11 protein-coding genes are annotated in these 23,958 nt (G+C 48.0%); 3 read left to right on the forward strand and 8 right to left on the reverse strand.

Annotated elements, in window-relative coordinates:
• Positions 1-2: 2 nt before the first annotated feature.
• From recD to ACOJUN_RS19335, 4 genes are all read right to left on the reverse strand, one after another.
• Entirely contained in the window at positions 3-2,072 is a 2,070-nt protein-coding gene (gene recD / locus ACOJUN_RS19320; protein WP_422133521.1) for an exodeoxyribonuclease V subunit alpha, read from the reverse strand.
• Complete coding sequence (recB, locus tag ACOJUN_RS19325; RefSeq protein ID WP_422133522.1) at positions 2,069-5,827, reverse strand: exodeoxyribonuclease V subunit beta; 3,759 nt, start codon at positions 5,825-5,827, stop codon at positions 2,069-2,071. Before recB ends, recD begins: the two co-directional genes overlap by 4 nt.
• On the reverse strand, positions 5,824-9,156 hold the full coding sequence (recC, locus tag ACOJUN_RS19330; RefSeq protein WP_422133523.1) for an exodeoxyribonuclease V subunit gamma: 3,333 nt from the start codon (positions 9,154-9,156) through the stop codon (positions 5,824-5,826). The genes recB and recC overlap by 4 nt, the downstream gene beginning before the upstream one ends.
• 143 nt (positions 9,157-9,299) lie before the next feature.
• The gene (locus tag ACOJUN_RS19335) at positions 9,300-9,584 is read right to left on the reverse strand and encodes a hypothetical protein (protein ID WP_317141800.1); all 285 of its coding nucleotides are present in this window, start codon (positions 9,582-9,584) and stop codon (positions 9,300-9,302) included.
• A 137-nt stretch (positions 9,585-9,721) separates the two neighbouring features.
• Between ACOJUN_RS19335 and ACOJUN_RS19340 the strand changes: the two genes are divergently transcribed.
• A complete protein-coding gene (locus ACOJUN_RS19340; RefSeq protein WP_422133524.1) occupies positions 9,722-15,634 on the forward strand; it encodes a transporter substrate-binding domain-containing protein in 5,913 nt (1,970 codons plus the stop codon).
• A gap of 148 nt (positions 15,635-15,782) precedes the next feature.
• Here the strand turns inward: ACOJUN_RS19340 and speD are convergent, their stop codons facing one another.
• Together speD and ACOJUN_RS19350 are read right to left on the reverse strand one after the other, a co-directional pair.
• Positions 15,783-18,080, reverse strand: a complete 2,298-nt coding sequence (gene speD, locus ACOJUN_RS19345) for an adenosylmethionine decarboxylase (protein WP_422133525.1) — start codon at positions 18,078-18,080, stop codon at positions 15,783-15,785.
• Positions 18,081-18,622: 542 nt separating this feature from the next.
• Entirely contained in the window at positions 18,623-19,678 is a 1,056-nt protein-coding gene (locus tag ACOJUN_RS19350) for a YgfZ/GcvT domain-containing protein (RefSeq protein ID WP_422133526.1), read from the reverse strand.
• A 248-nt stretch (positions 19,679-19,926) separates the two neighbouring features.
• Between ACOJUN_RS19350 and ACOJUN_RS19355 the strand changes: the two genes are divergently transcribed.
• Together ACOJUN_RS19355 and ACOJUN_RS19360 are read left to right on the forward strand one after the other, a co-directional pair.
• Positions 19,927-20,217: a succinate dehydrogenase assembly factor 2 gene (locus ACOJUN_RS19355; RefSeq protein ID WP_422133527.1), complete on the forward strand. Its 291-nt coding sequence runs from the start codon at positions 19,927-19,929 to the stop codon at positions 20,215-20,217.
• Positions 20,198-20,641, forward strand: a complete 444-nt coding sequence (locus ACOJUN_RS19360) for a hypothetical protein (protein ID WP_422133528.1) — start codon at positions 20,198-20,200, stop codon at positions 20,639-20,641. Before ACOJUN_RS19355 ends, ACOJUN_RS19360 begins: the two co-directional genes overlap by 20 nt.
• Before the next feature lie 21 nt (positions 20,642-20,662).
• On the opposite strand, the gene ACOJUN_RS19365 is transcribed toward ACOJUN_RS19360, so the two are convergent.
• Both ACOJUN_RS19365 and ACOJUN_RS19370 read right to left on the reverse strand, forming a co-directional pair.
• Positions 20,663-21,898 carry a hypothetical protein gene (locus ACOJUN_RS19365; protein ID WP_422133529.1) on the reverse strand — a complete coding sequence of 412 codons (1,236 nt, stop codon included), beginning with the start codon at positions 21,896-21,898 and terminating at the stop codon, positions 20,663-20,665.
• Positions 21,899-22,290: 392 nt separating this feature from the next.
• Positions 22,291-23,652 carry a hypothetical protein gene (locus tag ACOJUN_RS19370; protein WP_422133530.1) on the reverse strand — a complete coding sequence of 454 codons (1,362 nt, stop codon included), beginning with the start codon at positions 23,650-23,652 and terminating at the stop codon, positions 22,291-22,293.
• Positions 23,653-23,958: the final 306 nt, after the last annotated feature.

A 23,958-nucleotide genomic window follows, 5' to 3' on the forward strand; every position in this document is an offset into this window, starting at 1 on the left:
CTTTAATGGTTAATGAGTCGGTCTTTCAATCCTGATGAACGCAGGGTCTTCTGTTGAATGGCTTTGACCAGAATCTGCGGCAGTGCAAACAGATCCAGTCTGGCCTTGGCCCGGGTGATGCCGGTATAAACCAGTTCCCGGGTAAGAACCGGTGTCATCTGTTCTGGAAGTGCCATGACGGTGTGGGGGAATTCTGACCCCTGGCTTTTGTGTATGGTCATGGCAAAGACCGTCTGGTGCTCTGGCAAGCGACTGGGCAATAGATGTTTGAGGCTACCGTCGGGTAATTCAAAGACCACTTTCAGGCGGCCATTGCAATCAGGAAGAGCAATGCCAATATCACCGTTGTACAGGCCGAGGTCATGGGCATTTCGGGTAATCAGAACCGGGCGGCCCGGATACCATAAGCCTTCTGATGGAATCAGGTTGCTCCTTGCCAGAGCTGAGCGAATGCCATCATTGAGTCCTTCAACACCCCAGCGTCCTTCCCGCAATGCACAGAGCAAGCGTAAATGGTTAAAGGCAGCGAGAACTGTTTTTTCATCTTGCTGATCATTAATGGCCTGAAGATAGGGGGTATAGCCCTGTGCACAGAGTGACATCAGTTGGGAGTAGCTGCTATCGTCTACAGGGTGCAGGGCAATATCAGCAAATGTTTGCTGAAATATCTCCTTTATAAGTCTGGTGTCGCCTTTGTTGACGGCTTTGGCCAGCGTGCCTATGCCCGATCGGTCATCAAATCGGTAACTTTTCTGAAGCTGACAGAAGCGGTCATTGATAGCCCGACTTTTTTCTGAAAAACAGGCTGTCATAGCGTTCTCTTTTACTGTGGACATTTGTCGTCTTGTCCATGATTTCAGATCAAAGCCGGTTAATTGTTCCAGTGTATTAGCCTGGGCCTGTGAGTAACCACCTTCGGCAGCGGAACAAATATCACCCAGCACACTGCCAGCATCCACAGAAGCCAGCTGATCTCTGTCACCCAGCAGAATAACTCGGGCATGGTCAGGCAGTGCGTCCAGCAGCTGACGCATGAGTGTCAGATCAACCATAGAGGCTTCATCCACCACCAGAACATCCAGATGCAGTGGGTTGTTGGCGTTGTGGCGAAATTCCGGGCGGTTAGGGATAACACCCAAGAGCCGATGAATCGTTCCTGCCTGAGTTGGGATCAACTTACGCACCTCTTCATTGCAGTGAAGAGCGGGCAGGGCGCCCCCCATCGATTCAGTGAGCCGGGCAGAGGCTTTACCAGTGGGTGCCACCAGTCGGATGTCCGGTATTTTGTCACTCTTCAGTCCTTTCTCAACCAGCATGGCCAGCAGTCTTGTGACCGTTGTTGTTTTACCTGTACCGGGTCCACCGCTGATGATGACCAGGGGTTGAGTCGCTGCCATGGCCGCTGCAACTTTCTGCCAGTTCAGGCAATAGTGTTGCGGGATTGTTTGATCGAAAACCTTAAGGTCTCCAGTCTCTCTGGCAGACAGCAGCGTCTGGATACATTCTTGCCAGTCAATGGCCTCAGGAAATTCTACATCGAGCCATTTTATGAGGTATTCCTGGAGGGCTTTCGAATCGCTGGTATCGGGACGATTCTCAAGAAGAGCGGAATAGTTTCGCTGAAACAGCCGATCCAGAATGGCTCGGGTTTCCTGAAAGTCTTCTGACTGTTTTCCCTCTTTGAGCAGGTGTCGGGCAACCAGACACTCATGTTGCCAGTATCGATAGAGATAGAGTCGCTTAGCGTCCAGAATCAGAGGCGAATTGGTTTTACCCTTGCTGATAACCGGACTTGAGAGTAGAAGACTGATCAGCTTGTCTTCGGATTGATTGTCAATGTCTGCTAAAGCCCTGAGTGCATTGCTGTTTGCCAGACTCAATTCGAACAATGGCTTATGGAATAAATGACTGAACTCCAGACAGAGGTTGCCTCGACCCAGCTCATGACTGATGAGGGCTGCCACCATTACAACACAGGGCGTGTCGTCCAGTTCATGAATAAAACGGGCAAACTGGTAATCCAGGGGGCGAATCTTGCCTTGTTGGTAAAGATGCTTAATGGCATTGATCATGAAGAGACTCCGGTTTTGGTGGAGCCTTCTTCACTTAGGGCAGAGTCTCCATAAAAAAGACGATCCAGTTTTTCAATCAGGATTTTACTGGGGCGACAGTGGAAAATGCCCGGCTGGCCTGGCTCATCTTTTCGTATACCCCTGAGAAACAGGTAATAACCCCCCCCGAAATGTTGCTCAAAGTCATAATCTGGCAGCCTGCTACTCAGTAGCCTGTGCAATGCCAGTGAATAGAGCTGGTATTGAAGATCGTATCGGTGCTCAATCATGACTTTCTGCATGTTCTCCCGGGTGTAATCGACGAGCTGGTCACCCAGCCAGTTTGACTTGTAATCGAGAACATACCAGCGGCCATCTTGTTCAAAGGTCAGATCGATAAAGCCTTTTAACATGCCTTTCACGGTTACAAAGTCCAGTAATCCCGCCTCGGCTGACAGTCTGTCTTCTGACTGCAGGATGGCGTTTAGTTCCCTGGCTCTGAGCCTGCTCACCGGCAGATAAAACTCCATCTCGACTTTTTTGCAACGCTTGGGCAGATCACCCAAAGTGAGTCCGTTGTCGTTCAATGGTGCTTTCAGGCAATGATCAAGCATATTTTCGAGGGTAGGGCACCACTTCTCATCAAAGCCTTCCATTTGCAATTGTTCGAGCACATAGCCAGATAAATCCCGGGGCAGGTCATTCAGTGTATCTGCTGTCAGATCTTCGAGGTTTTCGAACAGGGCGTGCAGAAAGGTACCGGGTCGAGCGCCTTTTGGAAATGTGAAAATATCCAATGTTTCCGCTTCGGGCTCTTGCTCATTGCTAAAAGCTGCTTCTGCCTCATTGATTACTTCGATATCCAGACCGGCTGTTTCCAGAGAGGCATCAGGCTCCTGAGCTTTGTGGTGACTCTGCTCTTTTTTATGAGACTGCGAGGTTCTGGACAATGCGGAGTAGCTGGTGACCCACCAGTCCTTCTGGATGTCACCCCTGAACTCTTCTGCGACAAAATGAGGAGTCTCTTCAGATTCGCTCTGGTAATGAGGTAGCTGAAGGTCCTCAACGGGCTGGAAAGCAATGCCAGGGTGGCTTTCGGCCAGATGTTTCAGTTGTTGCTCCAGCGTCGCATAATCAAGCTCTTCAGGGCCGTTCAACAACCAGCCAATGGCGGTTCTGTGCAGATCGGTCAGATCACCTTTTCGTCCCGAACCACTTTTGACGGGAGCCATGCCCATGTAGCAACGATGAACTGAACGGGTGAGTGCCACATACAACAGTCGAATGTCTTCAGCCAGTCTTTCTTCATCGGCTTTAATCAGGGCCTGATCATCACCAGACAGGTCTAAGGTGGTGTGCTGGCTGTCATGATAAACCGGCTCTTCCGCTTCCCTGAAACTGCAGATATGGGGCAAAAACACGACAGGGTATTCCAGCCCCTTGGATTTATGGATGGTGACAATCTGGACCCGGTTGCGTTCGCTTTCAAGATGCAGCTGCTGCTCATCGGCATGGGTGTCCGGCTTGCTGATGTGTTCAGACAGCCATCTCTGCAGAGCGTGGGGGCTCTCCAGCTCAAGGCTGGTTGCTGCCAGCAGCTCACCCACATGCAACAGGTCTGTCAGACGTCGCTCGCCATGGTCTTTTGCTAACAGCTTTTCTGCCAGTTTGCGTTTTTGCACCATGACTCTGAGCATGGGCAAAACACCCTGCTTCATCCAGATCTGGTGGTAGTTGGAAAACTCTTCAACGGCTTCTTCCCAGGCAAGCTCATTTTCATTCAGTGCATCCAGGGCCTCAGCCGTCAGATCCAACAATGGCGTTGCCAGGGCGGATCTCAAGGTTCTGTCGTGGCCTGGATTGAGGCAGGCAGAGAGAATTCTTAGCACATCAAGCGCTTCATTTGAGGCAAACACCGAGTCACTGCTGCTCAGATAAACACTGGGAATCCCCTGTTGTGCCAGGGCTTCCCTGATCATCAGGCCTTGTCGGCCGGTTCTTACCAGAATGGCAATATCTCCGGCTTTTAAAGACTTTTGCTGTTGGTCTGAATGAATGGCAGCCTGAGCCTGGCTCAGCAATCGGTTGACTTCACTGGCTGTCGCCCGGGTCATGATCTGCTCATAATCCGTTTTGCCCACCGTAGTACCTTCATTATCCTGCCACCAGATTGTCAGAGCCGGAACCTCAGAGTTTGCTTCCAACAGACGTTGACGGTCGGCTTTCGGTGAAGGTTTGACGGATAAAAAGGGAATGTCCTGGTAGATAAAAGGTGGGCGACCTGTGTCAGCGGATGTTTTGAGACATTGCTCAAAAATCCGGTTCACACTTTGCACCATATTGCTGCTGGAACGCCAGTTGGTATCCAGTGAGTAGTGAGCCGAAACCTGCTTTCTTGCCTGCATGTAAGTGAAAATATCGGCGCCCCTGAAAGCATAGATAGCCTGTTTTGGGTCGCCTATCATAAACAGCCCGGCATCACGGTTGGGGCTTGAGTGACCGGGATAGATTCGGCTGAAAATAGCATACTGCAGTGGGTCGGTATCCTGAAACTCATCGATCATGGCCACCGGAAACTGGATTCGCAGCCTGTTTGCCAGCTGTTCGCCGTGACCCTGATGCAGTGCCTGATGGAGTCGGGTCAGAAGGTCGTTAAAAGACATCTGATGCTTCTGGTTTTTGATTCTGTGGCTTCTCTGCTGAATGCTGGAGAGGGCTCTGGCCAGCATCATGCTTTTGAAGGCGTTCTGAATGCTGGTGGACTGATCCAGTATGTTTTCGATGAGACCAAAAACCTTGTGTCCGGGCAGTTGGCCTTTTTTGGACAGGGCCTTTTCCAGAATCTCCCTGCCATAGATTTCCCAGCTCTCGTTTTTACCAAGAACCGGGAAGAGGGCATCACTATCGGCAAAAGCCGCCATTTTAGCTATTCGCGTGAAAGGTTTGCTTCTTTTAGTCAGACCACAAGACAGCAGCTGATCTTCTATGGCATTGCGATCGTCACGCCATAAATTTCTGATGGCCACAGCGGGTTCAACAAACTTTTGGTTGAAACGTTCAAGGTTATCAGGCATTGCACCGGTTTTGATTTGCAGCCCCGGTTTACCCAATAGCCCTCGCAGATCGTTAAGCAGATCGCCGGGGGTTTTCCAGACAGATCGCGCCAGTCGTGCCAGAGGCTTGTCCAGTGGGTAAAGTTCGGTGCGCCAGAAGTCTGCGGCTGACTGCTCCAGCAGGTGGGATTCGTCGGTAATTAACTCATTGGTAAACAGCGTACCACTTTCAAAGGCATGTTGTTTCAGCATTCTCTGACAGAAGCCGTGTATGGTGAATACCGCTGCCTCATCCATCTGACGCTCTGCGGCCAGCAATAGTTTTGCTCTTTCTGAGTGACGATCAAGGTCGTTCATCAGTGTTGCTATGAAGTCATCATCCTTCAGACCTTTTTCAAACGCTTCTCTGGCCTGATGAAGCCGGGCACGAATTCGGTCTCTCAGCTCTTCAGTGGCTGCTTCGGTGAAGGTGACTACCAGGATCTGGTCCACTGTTAAAGGCTGACAGTGGGCTGATATTTTATGGTTATGCTCAGGTCCGTGGCCAAGGACCAGCCTGAGGAAAAGGTTGGCAATTGTGTAGGTTTTGCCTGTTCCTGCACTGGCTTCGATCAAGCGGTTTCCATGCAGGGGGAAGGTTCGGGCATCCAGCTGTAGTGGTGGATTGGCTATTTCTGCCATGGGCTGGTTTTCCGCTGCAGGCTGTTGAGTGGTATCAGTCATTTGCGGCTTCCTTTTGAAACCACTTCTATCGTCCGGGCCATGGGCTCAAGAATAAGACGACTCAGGTTGGTAAATTCGTCAAAGATGGGTTCCAGTTCAGGAAACGTCCTGTGAATGTAAACATTCTCAACTTCGCCATGAATCTTAAAACCCCCATAAAAGGCCGTTTCAGCCGCTTTGCGTGCTTTTTCTTCGTCGTCTTCTTTTTCCAGCCACGCCTGTGAGGTGGTTGGGAAGAAAGGAACAGGTCGGGTTTGCCCCTGCAGGTAGAGAGACACCAGATCGCCAAGGTAGGCTCTGGCCTGTTGTCGGGCAATGGGGGTAAACAGGATCTCATCGTCCAGTCCCATCAACCGGGTATGGCCACCGCTATGTGATTCACTTTCCAGGGAAGCGCAATACAAGAGATGTTCAATCCAGGCGAAGAGTTTGTCTTTTGCCTTAAGTCCTGCAGCCCGGTAGCGCAGCAATCCGGAATTCTGACCTGCAAATGAGTAATGCTGTTTCAGCCAGCCAGTGACCTTGATACCGGCTACTGACAGATTAACCTCAACATCATCCAGGGGGGCAAGGGTGGCATCTTTCAGCTTTTCCACGAGTGGTGAGACGGCATTCTGCTGGTCTTCCAGAAGCAGCTCACCAAAGGCACCATGGGGTAGTGTGCCAGTGGCGTTTAATTTTTCCCGGAGGCTGTCCAGCCTGTTATCTGCAAGAAGAGTGTCCAGCATGGACGTTTTGAGCCAATAGGTGTCCAGTGCATCCAGGGCAAAAGGTTCGGTTTCCACCAGCAGGGTGTCTTCCTGCTCGAAGAAAACTTTTAATCTTCGGTTACAGAAATATTGGCTGGGATTACGAAAGAATCTCAATAATTCCGGGACTTCAAGTGCTTCCGGCGTTTCTCGAGTGCTTAGTGGTGAAGCCAGAAAAGGAGCGGATGATTCAGTAGGATTGTTGGCATTCGGTAACCACTCTTTGGCGTAACTGAACAGACCGCTGTCCGGGGTGAAGTTCTCCTGACTGAAGGGTTGTAGCCGGTGTTCTGTGATCAGGTTCTGAAAAGCTTCACTATCGGTGAAAAACTGACTGCAATATTCCTGCAGTTCCGTTACCAGTACTGAGGGTATGCGTTCACTGTTGTCTTTAATGCTTCGACCCGTATAACTGATGTAGAGAGTCTGGCGGGCCGATAGCAAGGCTTCCAGAAACAGGTAACGGTCGTCTTCACGGCGAGAGCGATCACCCCGTCGGGGGCTTTCTGTCATCAGGTCAAAACCGCCTGGAGCAATGCTTCTTGGATAAGCACCGTCATTCATACCCAGCAGACACACCACTTTAAAAGGAATGGATCGCATGGGCATCAGGGTGCAGAAATTGACTCGGCCTGAAAGGAATTTCTGGCTGCTCCGTTCGCTGGTGAGTCGTTCTGTCAGGTAATCCAGTAAGACAGGCCGGGATAACCTGTCGCTATAACCTGCATCCCGAACTTGCTCTGTCAGGTGTTCCAGTGAGCTTCGGACCAGTTTCAGTGCGTATTCGTCTTCTTCATCGGGTTGAAAGAAGTTTTCCAGTATCTGATTGATAAAAAGTGTCCAGCTTTCAATGGAGCGAGATTCGTTAAGTTGCAGAATCAGTTCAGAGGCTTCTTCAACAAAAGCTGCCAACTTTCCGCTCAGAACCGCATTCATTCCCTGTGAAGAATCCAGTGACAGTATGCCCGAGAAAAGTCCGGCATCTTCTGGCAGCGCATAACCCAGCAGCATCCGCTTGAGGCCAAAGAGCCAGGAGTTACTTTCTCTTGGCGGGACGCCAAAGCCACTCTGGTGTTCAGGGCTTAATCCCCAACGAATGCCTGATTCAGCGATCCATCGGCGCAGGAGTTCAAAGCCCTTTTCATCAATCTGGAAGCGTCTCTGAATGGCTGGAATTTCCAGCAATTCCAGCATTTCCTGGGCACCACAGCGCTGATTGTCCAGGTCAAGCAGCTCCAGTAAGCCTTTCAGCAGAGGAAACTCCTGGCGGGCGCTTCGATCTGAAATAGCAAAGGGGATATAGCGTGGATTGTTGTGATGATCCGGCAGTCCACCAAAAACAGCCTGAATCCAGGGGCTGTATTGATCTACATCAGGCAGCATGACAACAACATCTCTGGGTGTGAGATCAGGATTTCGTTCAAACAGTCTTAACAACTGGTCATGAAGAACTTCCACTTCCCTGAGCGCACTGTGGCAGTTATGGAAAACCAGAGACTGATCATCAGGGGCTATAGTGACGGGACCTTCAAGAGTTCTGTCGGTCAGGTCCAGGATATCTTTCTGAATCCGGTGCAGCAGTGAATCTTCCTGACCATCAACAAAGGCCATGATCTCGGTTGCGTCCAGGTCATGCAGCTGATGCATGTAATCTCTGCCCAGCTTGCCCATGGAGGCTAACAGGGGGTTGCTTTGCTCATCAACCAGGGATTCGAACAGGTCAGTCTGTTGTGAAGCGCCCTCAGCTTTATGTGCCGTCGATTGACTGACCTGTTTACTGAAGAGCCGGGTTGCCAGTTTGGCCAGGTATTTAGGGTCTTTCTCGTCACCCCAATAGTATTGGCAGGGGTTGCAGACCATGAGATGGACGTCGGTTTGTTGACCCAGTGCTTTCAGGGTTTCTACAAAATGCGGGGGGAGTGCGGAAATTCCGAAAACAAATAACCTGCGGGGCAGGTCTTGTTTGTGAAGAAAGTGTTTATGAGAGTCGTTCTCCAATGCGCTCAAAAAACTTTGATGCATATTGGCCCGATGCCAGTGTGACTGGCCCGCTTCCGACGTTCTTGAGACCAGTGCTCGCCAGAGCATAGGCTGCCAGAGCTGATCTCTTGCTGTCTTATCCTTTCCCTGTTCCCAGTCAGCGATCCATTCCGGTCGATAGACCAGATATTGGTCAAAAATATCCGCTACCTTGCCTGCCAGCTGGTAACACCGCACGCTGTCGCTATCATCGGCCAGATAGTGCCTGAGAGGCTTGAAGGCCCCTTCTTCCAGCATGTCTGGCAGCAATGACATCAGCTTCCAGGTCATGGCTTCCTTATTGAAGGCTGAACGTCCCGGGACATCCGGTAACACCTTGACGAACATGTCCCAGAGAAAACTGGCTGGCAACGGAAAATTGAGAGATGCCGCGATGCCCATGGATTGAGCCAGCTCCTGCCGAAGCCACTGGGCCATGCCGGGGCTCTGAACAAGAATCTGTTCGTCTTCCAGTGGGTTGGGAAGAGGATCCCGCTGTATCAGATCAATCAGCAGGTCTTTAAGCAGGTCAAGCTGGTTAGAGTGATAAATAGTGAACACGAAAGGAAAATCAGCCTGTATCTATGAAGGTTCTAACTCTTCATGTTCTGGTGGGTTATGTCAACACAAATGGAGGAGTACCAAGACTTTAAGTTAAAAAACAATGCTTTCAGGCAGTAATCACAATCTGCCTGTGTTCCTGATCAGGCTCTGCCATGTCTGTGCAGGGCATTCATAAGGTTCTTGTGCTTCTTTTTCTTCCTTTCCGGGTTGCTGCTTTTTCCGGTGTATTGGCTGGCAATTTCCTTTTCAGCGGTTTTCAGGCTGGCTTCATCAGGCTTGATTCTTTGCAGGTAGCGTCTGCCTGCGCCTTCCTGGATGTTTAGCTTTCCTCGCAGGGCGGCCATTTTGTCCATCAGGTTTTGGGCCTCAAGAATGCAGTTTTTACTCTCATCAAGACTCTGTTGGGATCGTTTTTCAATATCCATGATTCATCCGGAATGGGTATACCTCTATTTATTCTAGGTTCTTGTCTGTGAAATTGCGTACTTCTCTCAGTGGCATAGCCGTTGATTACAGGTAAAATGTTCGTGCCAAGTCCTATATAGACCCAGAACGAGCTCTTATGTCATACGCTCTAAAAAGCCTTGAGCGTGAAAACAGTCCTGAACCGTTGGTTAGTCTGGAAGCCTTCGGTGAAGAGTCTGTTTTCACTATAAAAAGAAAACGTGGCCTGATTTTTTACTTCGTTAGCCTGCTTTTTTTCTGTACTTTGTCGTTTTCAGCCTGGGCTGATGACAGCAGGCTCAAGTCGGACTCCAGTTATTTCAAGCCTCTTAAAATTGCTTATACGCAAGACTCTCTGCCCTGGGCTTTCACCAATGATGCCGGTGAACCGGACGGTCTGATACTCGACCTCTGGCGGGAGTGGTCTGAACAGGTTGGCGTGCCCGTCAAGTTCTATCCCATGGCTCGACAACAGGCGATCGATCTACTTAAAAATAATGAAATTGATGTCATTGCTCTGCTTGGGTCGGCAGATGAAGTCACCGAAATAGGTGTTATGACCCGCGAGATCTTCCAGAGTCGCAGGGCTTTGTTTATCCGCAACGACATTACCCCAAAGCCCATTGAGGAGCTGTTGTCAGAGCATCAGGTGGCCATTCTGGACAATGACTATCTGAAAGACAAGATCATTAAGCGGTTTCCTGATGTCCGTCTGAAAGAGTATGACAATCAGCATTTAATGATTGACGACATTGCTGCCAGGAAGGTGACGCTGTTTGCCGGTAATGCAGATGTATTGGGGTATTATCTGGAAAGTCGGGGGGTCAGCTCCGAATACTCGCCTTATGCATCGCCTTTGAATACTTCTGTTTCACTTCTGGCCGGGATTAATAAAAAACGTTCTGCCCTGGGTTCTATCATTGAAAGCGGTATGGAAATGATACCGCAGGACCGTAAGAGTCTGGTATTCGAGAACTGGCTTGGGAATGATAGCCAGACTTCTGGCAAACTGGTTATTGCTCTGGAATCAGCCTCGTCGCCGCTGTCTTTTGTGAATGCGCTGGGTAAACCGGCAGGTATGTATGTAGACATCTGGCGAAAGTGGTCAGAAAAAACTTCTACGCCTGTTCGCTTTAGAATGGGAGAACAAAAAGAGATCATTCGGGCACTGAAGAGTGGCAAGGTAGATGTTCTCGGGAGCATTTCGCCCTCCCGGGCTCGCAGTGAGTGGATGCGTATGTCCAATCCATTCTATGGCATCAATTCACGAATTTACTATCGCAGTAACCAGACTCTCAATGATCTTGGGCCTGATCTGGAAGGCAGAAGGCTGGGCGTTGTCACAGACTCCAGTCATGAAGAATTTGTCGACAAGTGGCTTCCGGGGGTTATAGTGGTAACCCGTGATAATGTCATTGAGCTGATCCAGAGTCTGTTTAAAGGTGATATTGATGCGCTCCTGGCTGAGCCTGTGGTGGTTGAGTCTGCCTTGGGCGCTATGGGGCTGATCGGTGAACTCAAAAGTGGCAAATACTTCAATATGAATGAGGCGATTGCTGCCGGGGTAGCCGCCGATAGAACAGATGATCTGATTACTCTGGTCAACACTGGGCTGGGAGATATCTCGCCAGAAGAATACCGTAAGATTGAAGAGCGCTGGATTGTTAACAGTGATAACCGGTATTTTGGCAAGGGCGTTACCAATGTCAACCTGACCGAAGCGGAGCGTCGCTGGCTGGACAGGAATCGTATTATCCAGATTGATGTGCAGGCGGATCATCCTCCGTTCCTTTTTCAGGACGAAGAAGGGAATTATCAAGGCATAGCCGTTGATTATATTCGTCTTCTTGAAGATCGTCTGGGTTTAACATTCCGTCTTAACCCCTCCAAGGTCTGGACCGAATCTCTGGGTCGTGCCTATCGTCACGAAACCGATGTGCTCGGCATGGCACAGAAGACAGACGAGCGCAGTCGTTATCTGGACTTCACCAGCCCGTTGTTTAAGGTGCCTTCCGTGATTCTGGCCAGAACCTCGGATAAAACCATTGAAAATATTCGGGATCTGAGAGGACACGATGTGGGTTATGTGCCTGGCAGTGCTTCTCTTGATTATTTCAGAGCGAAAAATTCCGGTATTAATTTCAAGCCGGTGGCCAGTCTCAGTGGTGGTATCAGTCGGGTTTCCAGCGGTGCTCTGGATGCGGTGATTGCCGACATTGCAGCTTCCAGTTTTGAGCTTGATCGACTCAAAGTCACCAATCTTCGCGTGGTGGGTGAGGCAGGTTTTGAATATGAATATGCTCTTGGTAGTCGCAATGACTGGCCCATGCTGGGTTCCATTCTACAGAAAGCGGTTGACAGTTTGACTGAGGCAGAGAAGTCGCAGATTAACAGTCGCTGGGTCTCTATTACTGAGCTGAGGTGGCAGCCTAACAAGGAACTGTTTATCGGGCTGTTACTGATTTTTGTGACGCTGATTCTCATTATTTATTGGAACCGAAGGCTGACTCTGGAAATCGGTGAAAGGGAGCGTGCCGAAGAAGAGTTGAAAGCCCGTTCAGATCTGGACCGCCTGCTCAGTGATATTTCCAGAAAGTTCATTAACAAACCGCTTGAAGAGGCCGTTCAGTACTTCCTTCGCAAATTGGCTGTCTTTATGAGTTACGACATAGCTCTGGTTTATTCGAGAACGGATGGACATGCAGCCATTGAACATTTCTGGTCCGACAGAAAATTTCTGAAAATGGCTGACCTGAATGAGTTGCTCCGGGGTGCTCTCAGTCAGGGAAGCCAGCCATCTGAAGATGGTATAGCAACAATGAAATTGAGTGTTGATAGTGAACAGTTAGCCAAAAGCGAATCTTTGAGAAGCATCAGTAAGGACGGAGTGGTAGCAGGGATTCATGTGGCCATGAGGCTATTCGCTGAAGAGATAGGTGGGGTCATTTTTCTCAATCGCCAGACCGAAGACGAACTGTTGAGTGATGAAGTGGATCTCCTGCGCAGGGCCAGTGAACTGGTGGCTGTTGCGCGTTCAAGACAACTCTCCGAAGATGCCCTGAGGTCCAGTGAAGAGCGCTATCAGCTGGCGATGGATGCTGCTTCCGATGGTCTCTGGGACTGGGATGTCGCTAATGAACGTATCTATTTCAGTCCCCGATATCAAAGTATGCTCGGCTATGAGGCCGGAGAGCTGATAAATACCCCAGGGGGCTGGCGTCGGCTGATCCACTCAGATGACAAGATTGCAACCGTAGATTTCTTTAACGACCAGTTTGCTCACTCGGATAAAGCCTTCGTCTATGAATACCGGATCAGACGCAAGGATGGCAGTTTCGCTACGGTCAGGAACAAAGGTAAGGTTGTTTTCCGGGATAGTCGTGGTCATCCATTGCGAGCAGTGGGCACCATGGTGGATATTACCGAGCAGAAAGAACGTGAGCGTGAACTCTCAATGGCCCGTTTCACGCTGGATCGGGCTGCTGACTTCATTCACTGGTTCCGCCATGATGGCAGCCATAAATATGTGAATGAGTCTTCTTGCCGCGCCCTGGGCTATACCACCGCACAGGTGATGGAACTCAGCATCATGGATATCAATCCTGCGGTGACGGAAACTTCCTGGGAGCGGCTCTGGGATCAGCTGACCATGCGCAAGGCAATGACTTATGAGACCCTGCGCAAAACCCATGATGGCAGGGTTTTCCCGGTTGAAGTGACGGCGAACTATATGGAGTACGAAGGCGAAGGTTATCTCTCTGCTACCGGGCGTGACATCACCGACCGCAAGCACGCTGAAGAAACGCTTCATAAAGCCAAAGAAGCCGCAGATCAGGCTAACCAGGCGAAAAGTAACTTCCTGGCCAATATGAGCCATGAAATCCGTACGCCAATGAATGCCATTATTGGCCTGAGCCACCTGGTGTTGCAAACAGATATGTCTGACAAGCAGCAGGATTATGTCACCAAGATCCAGTCCTCTGCCCATGCTCTGCTAGGCATTATTAATGACATCCTTGATTTTTCCAGAATTGAAGCCGGAAAGCTCAATATGGAGACCATTGACTTTAATCTGGAGGATGTTTTTGACAATGTTTATGACATTACCAACGTAAGGGCAGAAGAGAAGGGTATTGAACTTGGCTACGATATTGCGCCGGATGTTCCGGACCACCTCCGGGGTGATCCTCTGCGTCTTGGACAGGTATTGATTAACCTGATTCACAATGCTGTGAAATTTACCCACGTTGGGGCTGTCAGAATTTCAGTAAGACTACTGTCGCTTAATTCAAAAACTGCCAGAATCTGTTTTGAAGTACAGGATACCGGTATCGGTATCAGTCCTGAACATCAGGCCCGACTGTTTGAGTCTTTCTCTCAGGTTGATGGCTCCACTACCCGTAAATTTGGGGGTACGGGTCTCGGTCTGGCCATCTGTCGAAGTCTGGTCAATATGATGAATGGTGATATTGAGGTGGAGTCCGAAATTGATCGGGGCAGTACCTTCAGATTTGATGTTGAGCTGGGTCTGGGTGTACCGATTGGGCTTAATGATCAGGCGCTGGTCGGCACACGAGTGCTGGTCGTCGATGACACTGATGAGGCCCGGAAGATACTGGTTAGTCAGCTCAACAGTTTTGGCTGTGAAACTCTGGAAGCCTGTGACAGTTCAACGGCTCTGAATATCCTGAGAGAGCACAATCTTGACTCGAATAATCCGGTTACTGTGACTCTGTTGGACTGGCGAATGCCAGATACCGATGGCATTGAGCTGGCAGAGCAGATCAGAGCGATGAATCTCGACTCTGCACCCGTATTGATCATGGTTTCAGCTTACGGTCGTGAAGAGGTCATGATCAGGGCTTCTGGCAGGGTAGACGCTTTCCTGATCAAGCCTGCCAGCAGCTCTGTGTTGATAGAAACCATTCTTCGCACCCTTGATTATAAAAGCTCGGGTGGCGGCCGCAAGGGTATCGACAGCAGTGCCGGCAAGCAGACGTTCAATGGTGATATTCTGCTGGTGGAAGATAATGAGATTAACCAGCAGGTAGCCCGTGAGCTGCTCGAAGGTATGGGGCTGAAGGTGACCCTGGCAGATAATGGTCAGGAGGCTGTAGATATTCTTGAATCCAAAGCTTTTGACCTGGTCTTTATGGATATTCAGATGCCCCTGATGGATGGTTATCAGGCAACCAGAGTCATACGACGAAATTCAGGTGATAAAAATTTGCCGATTGTTGCCATGACGGCCCATGCTATGACCGGTGACCGTGAGCGTTGCCTGCAGATGGGGATGAATGATCATATTTCCAAACCTTTGAATCCTGCTGAGTTGCAGGAAATGGTAGGTCGCTGGCTTCAGGTGCCTGAACGAGGAAAGTCATCCAGCCTCGCTGCAAAGGATGCATCAGAGCAAAAAGCGTTTGCAGAAGATCTTGAGAAACTGGAAGGCATTCATCTCCACAATGGTCTGAACCGGGTTAGAGGAAATGTCGATTTATACCGGCAGTTGCTAGTGAACTTTTATCTGGATCAGAGAGAAGACTTGCAAAAGCTCTTGAATTGTCTGGATAAACGGGATTGGCAGGGTGCCCGTTTTATTGTTCATGGCATTAAGGGGGCTGGAGGCAGCCTTGGGGCAGAACAGTTGCATATTACTGCGGCTCGTTTGGAGGCAGCCTTGAGAAACCGGGATGAATTGCCTTCAAAAGCGTTGATTGAAAGTTTTGAGCATGCCTTTAACAAAGTGATGGAGAGTCTTAAGCAGCTGGTCGAGAACGGCCCGGAAGAAGAAGTGATAGGCGAAGGGATGGTTGAGGTTGAACGCTTGTCCTTTCTGATGAGTTCCATGATCACTCAACTTCAGGAAGGCGATGTTTCTGCATCAGAGTCTCTGTCTGAACTGGTTGGCGGACTGAACGGTAAGGTTGACAAACAGAAACTGGACAGACTGCAGAAAAGCATCAGAGTCTATGATTTTGAAGTAGCTGAGCAGATTCTTGAGGATTTTCAGTCAGAAATCGAGCATTAAGAAAATGCAGCAATTCCCGACGATTGAATTTATAGTCGGTTCGTTACTTTCAAAGTGCATTTTGTTGACGCGATATTATTGGCACAGCACATTATAAAAGGTTCTTTGAAAAACTTCCCACAGGTGTATTCGCTTAATGATAAATGCTTTACTCACTTTCGCTGAGTACCTGACCGCGCAAGTGCTCAACCATATTAACCGAGTCAGGATTGAAGGCGGCCTTTAAGACCGGAATCGCTAATCCTGGCTGAGCATCACCACAGACAAAGATATCGAACGCCGCGAAGTCCCTCTCTGGCCAGGTGTGCACACTGATATGCGACTCAGCCAGTATTGCAACGCCAGAAATGCCGCCATTGGGCTCGAAGCGATGAAGATGGATATGCAACAAGGTAGCACCTGCCTTTGCAACCGCATCACGCAGTGCTTGTTCCATCAGAGCGGGGTGATCCAGCTTTTCAGCTCCCCAAAAGTCGAGGATCAAATGCGTGCCCGCAAAGGTTATCCCATCACGGGTAATAAAGTGATCCGCCTGTTCTTCACCAGTGATGGAAGTATGGTCGTGGGTGGGCCAACGCCCATCATGCGCTATGGAAACAGCTAATTCAGCAAAAGATCCTTGAGTAACGGAAGATGTCGCTAATAAATTACCTGGTTGATATAGATCTGGACGTCTCAATAGACCAGGATCCCCTGATGGGTTATGTCCTGACTTTCTTCTCAATCCAATAATACATTCCGGTAACAACGGGAGAGCCGGAAGACCCAAACCCAATGTCGCCGCTAACACCTGACTGGTATGTCTTATCCAGGCCTGCTTGATAAGTTTTGAAAGGTGGAACCAGGTTTGAGTTATAGCCTGATTCAAAATAGAAAAGCCAGCACCTAAGCCTACTTTTTCCCATGTGGCTAACCTTTCCAGTCTTTGTGACTCTGCTGTTTCAATATTATTCATAAACATAGCGCCCGTATCACCTGCATCAGGAATGAATGCGGGTGATGAACCGGGTGTTGGCACAGAAGAATCACACTTAACATCAAAACCCGCCCTGGCCCATGTGCGCACTGGGGCAAATCCTGTTCGATAAACCTTTTCAAACAGAGTCGTACAACTGTGTTGATCAGTGTCGTCTACGGATATCCAACCCCATGCCTGCTCTCTGTTTTTTAATCCAAAGGGTCCATTAACCATTTTGATATTGGAACAGCTATTACTGCCAAAAACGCCACCCATATAGTGATAGGGATCTGCTGGATGAGCTGAGTCAATGGATAGATCATTATCATGCTGATCAACGAGACTGTTACAGGTAGCATCGACAAAGCTTAGAATATTTTCTCTGGGCCATAAGTTCATGGAGAACAACACACTACGGCTTTGTTGCGATCCAGGTAGTGACCCGGATCTGGGTGTGTCAGTTTCAGTGGGTACAGCTATGACGGTTTTAGTGTTTTTCAGGGTCAAGTGTACTTGCCCTGTTTGCTCAAAACATTCAACATTCAATGCAGCGCTTTGAATGCCTGTTAATTTCTGTACGTCTTGCAGAAGATCAAATTCAGAGTGCATAAATCGATAGATGAAATTTGCCTCTGTTCCCCTGCCATCATAACAGGCACAACCGAGATATATCGGTTTGATCCCCATTTCGTTATCTGCAGGAACCACTACCACTCTGATGTTGTCTGCAACGAAAATACCCGCGCCCCTGAGATCCATAATGCCTGTCGGTGAATAACGCAGTGTGGTCGGGATTGTATCGGACTGTCCCGTGGCAGCTGTCGCTGTTGAAACGCTTTTATCCAGAGGGTTTCTGGAATTAATTTTGATATTCGCCAGATAATACACAGAATCATGATGAGGTGCCGACATCACAAAATGATTCTGTAGAACTCCCTCAATCACAAATTCTGGCAGAATGTCTGCACTGTTCCCTACAAAAGCTGAGTTATCCGGCAGATGAAAACTGTTGATTCTTTTGCCATCGCCAGTTATGAATTCTGACAGTGGTAATTCATAGACGGCGGCTTGTCCCTTACCGGGTGATCGTTCTGCATCAAAGATAAACAATGTTGGATTCGAAGTTTCAAAAAACTCATGACCCGGTTTTTGTGTTGACGCAGATATTTTTATTATCTTGATTGTTTCAGGAATTGGCTCAGACATTGGGGGAGAAGTTGGGGGAATGCCTGAAGAAGCGTCTGAAGAAGTTCCTGGCGAAGATGTTGACAGAAATACCTGATTGTTCTTCTCCCTGATAAGCGCCTTAAAAGCAGGTAAATGGCGACTGCACACATCCCTGTCGACACTACGGGTCAATTCAGAACAACTTGAAACCTCTCTAACGATGGAACTGTCCGTTGAGCCACCTGAGGGCAAAGCATGACAAGAGAGGGCATAGATTGCTGAAAATATCACGACCCCTGACCCGGATCTGGAAATGTTCATAACTGCACTCTGCCTGATTTTTAAAAGTTAAAACAAAAGCATCCGTGCCGTGACAATTCATTTTAAGGGCGCTACTCATCCTAGACCGGAAATTTCATAAATAAAGCTAAAACGTTTTCCAAAACGATATGAAATTTACATCTTTGGATTGTTTGTTTATTGCAGCCGGTAGCGCTACTTTAAAACACAGATTACCGGCTTGTGGAGGTTTCAGGACAAACGACAATGTTTTATATTATCGATGGGTTATTCGTCGGGAATAGCTCAATGGAATGAATGCTCAGTATTCAGCTGATGGTGTTCTGAGCATCTGAAGCCAGAGGTACCTCCTGTTAATGTGCAGGTACCCTGGTTTAAGTACTAAACCCTACGAAATCATACTTTCTGACTCATTGTTCAGGCACTCTGACTGCGTTGCAACTCTGGTCACATAGCTTGCTATGTTCCCGTCATTGCGCCTTGCAGAGCACCTGCCCAATAAGCCAGAAATATTCGATTCCGTATGGCTGAGTACTTAGAGTTCACTGGCAGTTAGACACTTTTTAAAATTGCAGTTCCTGTTTGGGATCCACTTCGTAAGGCAGTGGCTGACAATTGAGTTTTTGTCCTTCACCGCCATCCAGTCGAATATCATTTTTCTGGGCGGATTCAACTCGAATCACCGCCAGCAGTTCTGTTCCCTGTCCGGTTTGAACGCTTTCAATCACTTCACCTATAGCTTTGCCTGTGCTATTGAACAGGTGCGTATCAGGTTCCAGCCTCAGCTGTTGGTCTGAGCTGAGGCGATAGCAACGACTCTTAAGCTGCCCCAGATTTTGCATGCGGGCAACTATTTCCTGGCCGGTGTAGCAGCCTTTTCTGAAGCTGACACTTTTCAGTGAGGGCAGGTTGAGATGCTGCGGAATGTAATTATTTGCGGTTTCCGGTGACAGGCAGGGCTCGACTGCGAGACAGTCCAGCAGCTGCCAGTGCTGATGCCCTGCGGGTGAGAACTGCTCAGTGAGTTTGTCCCAGAGTGTTGCCAGATGCTCGAAGGTAATCCAGAGTTCAAAACGATTCAGGCTCCCGGAAACATTCAGAAGCCAACCCTGCTGATCAATATTGAGCGCGCTGTTGCCATCGGGAACATCATTAAAGAGACTGGCAATTTTCTCTTCAACAGCATTTCCGGAAAGCCCCAGACAAACATACTTCTGGTCAGGGGTCAGTTCGGTTTTATAAAAAACAGCGTATTTTCCCAGGCCGGTCCGGGTGCTCTCAACCAGCCCCTGATGCATAGCCATCATAAATTGATCTTCACCGGCCATGAGCAGTCTGAAGCTGGTGAACATTCTACCTTTGGGGGTGCAGGCCGCTCCCCCGCAAAACTGGTCAGTCGCAAGCGTATCAAGATTGCAAGTGAGTTGTCCCTGGAGAAATTTCAGACTATCCGGGCCAGAAACCTGCAAAAGTGCTTTTTGATCCAGAACAGATAATATCGGGCTTTCCGGTTCGGCTGCTGGAGAGGCCTCACCAAAGTCAAGCAGTTTGCCGTTTTCATAACGAGCGCCCCGTTCAGTAAAAAACTGTTGGAATCTTTCTTCTTGATCGTTAGTCATGATCCATTCTCTGCAATGTTTCGAAAGTATGCTGATTTCAGTATCCCCGCTGGCTGGCAATGGATACAGATAAGGGCGGGTGAATGTTAGTCGTCATAATATAGAGTATTCAGGACTCTAACTAAACCGTATAATACTCGTCGCTGGAAACAAGATGCTTGTCCTGTCTACTTTTAGACAGGCTTCTGGTCCTGTGACAAGACTTTCTGTTCCTGTTTATCGAACTCAATCAAGGGAGTATTGCGATAATGTTGAGCGCTGATGATTTCAGACGCCTGCAATGGCACAGTCGACGCGGTATGCTGGAGCTGGATGTCTTGCTCGAGCCCTTCACCAATCAGGTTTTTAAAAAACTCTCTGTGGAAGATCAGTCTGTCTACTTGAAATTAATTGATTGCGAAGATCCGGACCTGTTTGCCTGGTTTATGGGAGAAGGTCGTCCTCAGGACCCTGGGCTGGCAAGTATGGTGGACAAAGTTCTGCAATATGCCCGTAGTGGTTTAGCGAGTGGTTTGAAGAATGCGGTTAGCATCCAATGATACTCTGATTGAAGTGCGGGCAGGCCTTTCTGTTCGTCACTTCATACTGGCTGTTTTCTGTTATCTGCTTGCCAGTCTGGCACTGTTTTTCACCTCTCTTGATTTTACTTACTCCCTGTTGTTTTTTGCAGGCCTGAATGCCTATGCCATTCATTATTATCTGTTGCGGCTAAAAAAGAGTATTGGCACTAGCGTGCTGGCTATTCGCTGGCATGGAGATCGATGGTTTATCGAGACTCATAAAGGTTGGCAGACATGCCGACCAAGGGGGGAATGGCTGGTATTGTCATGGCTGATGTGTCTGAGATTTCGTGGGGAGGATGAGCGAAATTATTCAGTGAATTTTTTCAAAGACTCTGATCACCCTGAATCGCTGCATGCTTTGAGGTTGCGCTTGCTGTTGATGACTGAAGGAAGAAATTGACAGCCACTGAATCATAGGGGGCTATTCACCGAACAGGTTTCGCTGGAATCTATAATGTTGTCTCTCGAGTCGACGATCCTGATACTTGACTATCATTATTGCAAAACCCATGCAACCTAGACCAATCGCGACGACTAACGCCAAAGCACAATGGATTGAGCAGGCAGGTTCAGGTTTTGCCAGATTTCCGTTTCTGTCTCTATTTCCATTTCTGTTTACATATTCAGTATCGGTCTGAACTTCAGTGAGCTGATGAATTCCATCGCCATCAATCCTGTACTCCAGCAAATATCCGTTTTCGTCACTGAACGAAAAGTAATTCGGCTCCAGGTCAAGACTTAACGTTGCCAGAGTCATCCCGTCTTGATCTTTGGTAATAATCTCTGTACCAACATTTTCAGGAATGGCCGCTAAGGCGTCTGGCAGTATATCTCTTGTTGAAGAGGATATTGATAAAGACCGGATTGGAGAAGGGTTGATTGTTGTATACGTCATTAGACCAGTGTCAGACAGGGTAACCGAGGTTCTTTCAGCCCTTGCTTTCCAAACGACTTCAATCGAATAATCCAGCTTTTTTTCCAAGCTTAGAATAGGTTTGAAGGGCTTAAACTCACCCCTTTTTGGGATCAAACCCTCTGGCCCGGTGTTATTATGGGAAGTCAAGTTAGCATTTATAAAAGTATTGTTTGAAGACTGGCCTGAATGAGGTGTTAGAATCGTGCTATTAGTGTCAGTAGCGTTGGTGACTGAAACCGGTAAGTCAGACTTATTTAAAACGTTCTGCAAACAGATCGGCGCAGCCGATGGACTGGAAACAGCTGTATCTATAACACTGTCTTCATTCTCTTCATAGTAGCCAAGATACAATTTTGAGGAATCGACCGGGTTTTCAATTAAAACCAGATGGAACAAAACCTCCTGTAATGAATGCCCCCTGAGTGTGTAGTAAAGAAAATCAGACTCCTTACTTTGAAAGCGGACTTTTGACTCAATTTTGTAAATTGGCTGACTCCCCCGCATGGACCTACCCAGCGGGTTTACGGAGACAGATATTTTTTTAGAGGTAGTCAGGGAGTAACCTTTCAAGAATTTTGTGAGTTTAATTCTGGCTCCTGATGCTAATGAATTTATGTAGTTTGTTAGCTTGTGAGTGCCTCCTGAAGAGCCGCCATCTCTTCGCGCTTCCCTTTTGTCCCTTTCAGAAACAACGTCACCTTCTTCATTAACGTCGTACTCATAAGAGTCGTATGGCAACAAACTATTTGCTCCGATCTTATCATTCCCAGCCCAAAGAGAAGAACAAAAAGGGAGCAGCAGAGCCAAAAGCAGGCTTGAAAATATCTTCATAAATTATGGTAACCAGCTGAAGAGGTTAAAAACCAAAAGAAAAAGTTGTTCGCCGGAAACAACAGCTGACCCGGATGCTCAGACTGGTGGGAAGCTTAGACAGCATATTTTTACTTGTCCAATAAAGAAGTCGTCGATTGCATGAATGGTACTCGTGTTTATTTCAGGTTGCGCTTAGTATTGATGAATGCCGGTGCTTCCGTGCACCAAACTATCTGTTAAATGTCTTTGAAAAAAAACTATTACAGTAGAAACTGCCATCAGTGCTGCAACTGGAGCAAATGAGAAGCGTATAAAAAAACTCAAGGATTTGCGTAAGGTCTCTTCTCCCAATGATTCTCATAATAGTGTATTAATGCGAGTGCACCGACGTAGAGTAATAGAAGCCCAGCAACCACTGAGCCAACCACGATTAGACTGGTATCATCAGGTCCTTCTTGAGAGGTGAAAACAATTCTGCCTTGATTCTCATATTCAGTTTCGGTATGAATTTTAGTGAGCTGATGAATCCCGTCCCCATCAATCCTGTACTCCAACAAATATCCGTTTTCATCACTGAATGAAAAGTAACTCAGCTCCAGGTCAAGGTTTAATGTTGCCAGAGTCATCCCCTCTTTATCTTTGATAATGATCTGTGTGCCGACATTTTCTGGAATGGCCGAGGCGTCTGGCAGTATTTCTCTCTTCGAAGAGGCTATTGATGAAGACTGTGGTGATAAAGACTGGGTTGGTGAAGGGTTGATTGTTGTATACGTCATTGTACTAGTGTCAGACATGGCAACAGACGTTATTTCAGACTTTGATTTCCAGACGACTTCGATTGAATAATCCTGCTCCTTTTCCAAACTTAGAATGGGTTTGAAGGGCTTAAGCTCACGTCTTTTTGGCATCAGACCCAGCGATCTGGTGGTGTTGTGGGATGTTAAATTAGCATTTATAAAAGTGTCGTTTGAAGTCTGACCTGAATGAGGTGGTAAAACCGTGCTATTGGTTTCAGAATCATTGGAAACCGGCGTTTCAGACTTATTTAAAACGTTCTGCAAATAAATGGGTGCAGCCGTTGAACTGGAAGTAGCTGTATCTATAACACTGTCTTCATCCTCTTCATAGTAACCAAGATGCAATTTTGAGGAATCTTCCGGGTCTCCAATTAAAACCATATGGAACAAAGTATTCCGTAATAAATATCCCCTGAGTGTGTAGTAAAGAAAACCAGACTCTTTACTTTGAAATTGGACTTTGGACTCAATTTTGTTTACTGGCTGACTTCCCCTCAGGGACCTGCCTATCGGGTTTACGGAGACAGATATTTTTTTAGAGTTGGTCAGAGAGTAACCTTTCATGAATTTTGTGAGTTTGACTTTGGCGCCTGATGCTAATGATTTTATGTAGTTTGTCGCCTTATGACTGCCTCCTTTGTAGCCGCCTCCTTTGTAGCTGCCTCCTTTGTAGCCGCCTCCTTTGTAGCCGCCTCCAGAGGATCCACTGCCCCTTCGCGCTTCTCTTCTGTCCCTTTCAGGAACAGCACCAACTCCTTCGTCAGCGGCGTATTCCTGAGGATCGTATGGAAACACACCGTCTGGTCTGATCTCATCATTCACAGCCCAAAGAGAAGAACAAAAGGGCAGCGTCAGGGATAAAAGAAGGCTAGAAAGTAACTTCATGATTTTTACAAAGCACCTGAAGGATAAAAAATCAAAGAAAATTTTATTTTCCGAACATAATAGTTTTGTCAGATGTTTATGGTAGCAGGAAAATTCGATATCACATTGTTATCTGTCCACTCAAAATACATGAGCACTCTCTCTGGTTGTACGATATTCCAAACCACTACAAGCTCTGCGGAAAACGGTTTACAGAAATTCCAGCAGCCATATTGTCTCGCTCTTCTGAGCGGATTGTTTAGCAGAACGACATTGGTATCAGGGTCAAAAATTATTGTCCTGAATGTGCATACGGGAGGAAATGGT

Origin of the sequence: Endozoicomonas sp. ALD040 (assembly GCF_049275945.1) — a bacterium.
Classification (GTDB): domain Bacteria; phylum Pseudomonadota; class Gammaproteobacteria; order Pseudomonadales; family Endozoicomonadaceae; genus Endozoicomonas_A.

What these genes read in the sequence shown, in the direction of transcription:
- speD (WP_422133525.1), bottom strand. Translation starts at nt 18,080, where the DNA reads ATGAACATTTCCAGATCCGGGTCAGGGGTCGTGATATTTTCAGCAATC.
- recB (WP_422133522.1), bottom strand. Translation starts at nt 5,827, where the DNA reads ATGACTGATACCACTCAACAGCCTGCAGCGGAAAACCAGCCCATGGCA.
- ACOJUN_RS19335 (WP_317141800.1), bottom strand. Translation starts at nt 9,584, where the DNA reads ATGGATATTGAAAAACGATCCCAACAGAGTCTTGATGAGAGTAAAAAC.
- recD (WP_422133521.1), bottom strand. Translation starts at nt 2,072, where the DNA reads ATGATCAATGCCATTAAGCATCTTTACCAACAAGGCAAGATTCGCCCC.
- ACOJUN_RS19370 (WP_422133530.1), bottom strand. Translation starts at nt 23,652, where the DNA reads ATGAAGTTACTTTCTAGCCTTCTTTTATCCCTGACGCTGCCCTTTTGT.
- ACOJUN_RS19340 (WP_422133524.1), top strand. Translation starts at nt 9,722, where the DNA reads ATGTCATACGCTCTAAAAAGCCTTGAGCGTGAAAACAGTCCTGAACCG.
- ACOJUN_RS19360 (WP_422133528.1), top strand. Translation starts at nt 20,198, where the DNA reads ATGCGGTTAGCATCCAATGATACTCTGATTGAAGTGCGGGCAGGCCTT.
- ACOJUN_RS19350 (WP_422133526.1), bottom strand. Translation starts at nt 19,678, where the DNA reads ATGACTAACGATCAAGAAGAAAGATTCCAACAGTTTTTTACTGAACGG.
- ACOJUN_RS19355 (WP_422133527.1), top strand. Translation starts at nt 19,927, where the DNA reads ATGTTGAGCGCTGATGATTTCAGACGCCTGCAATGGCACAGTCGACGC.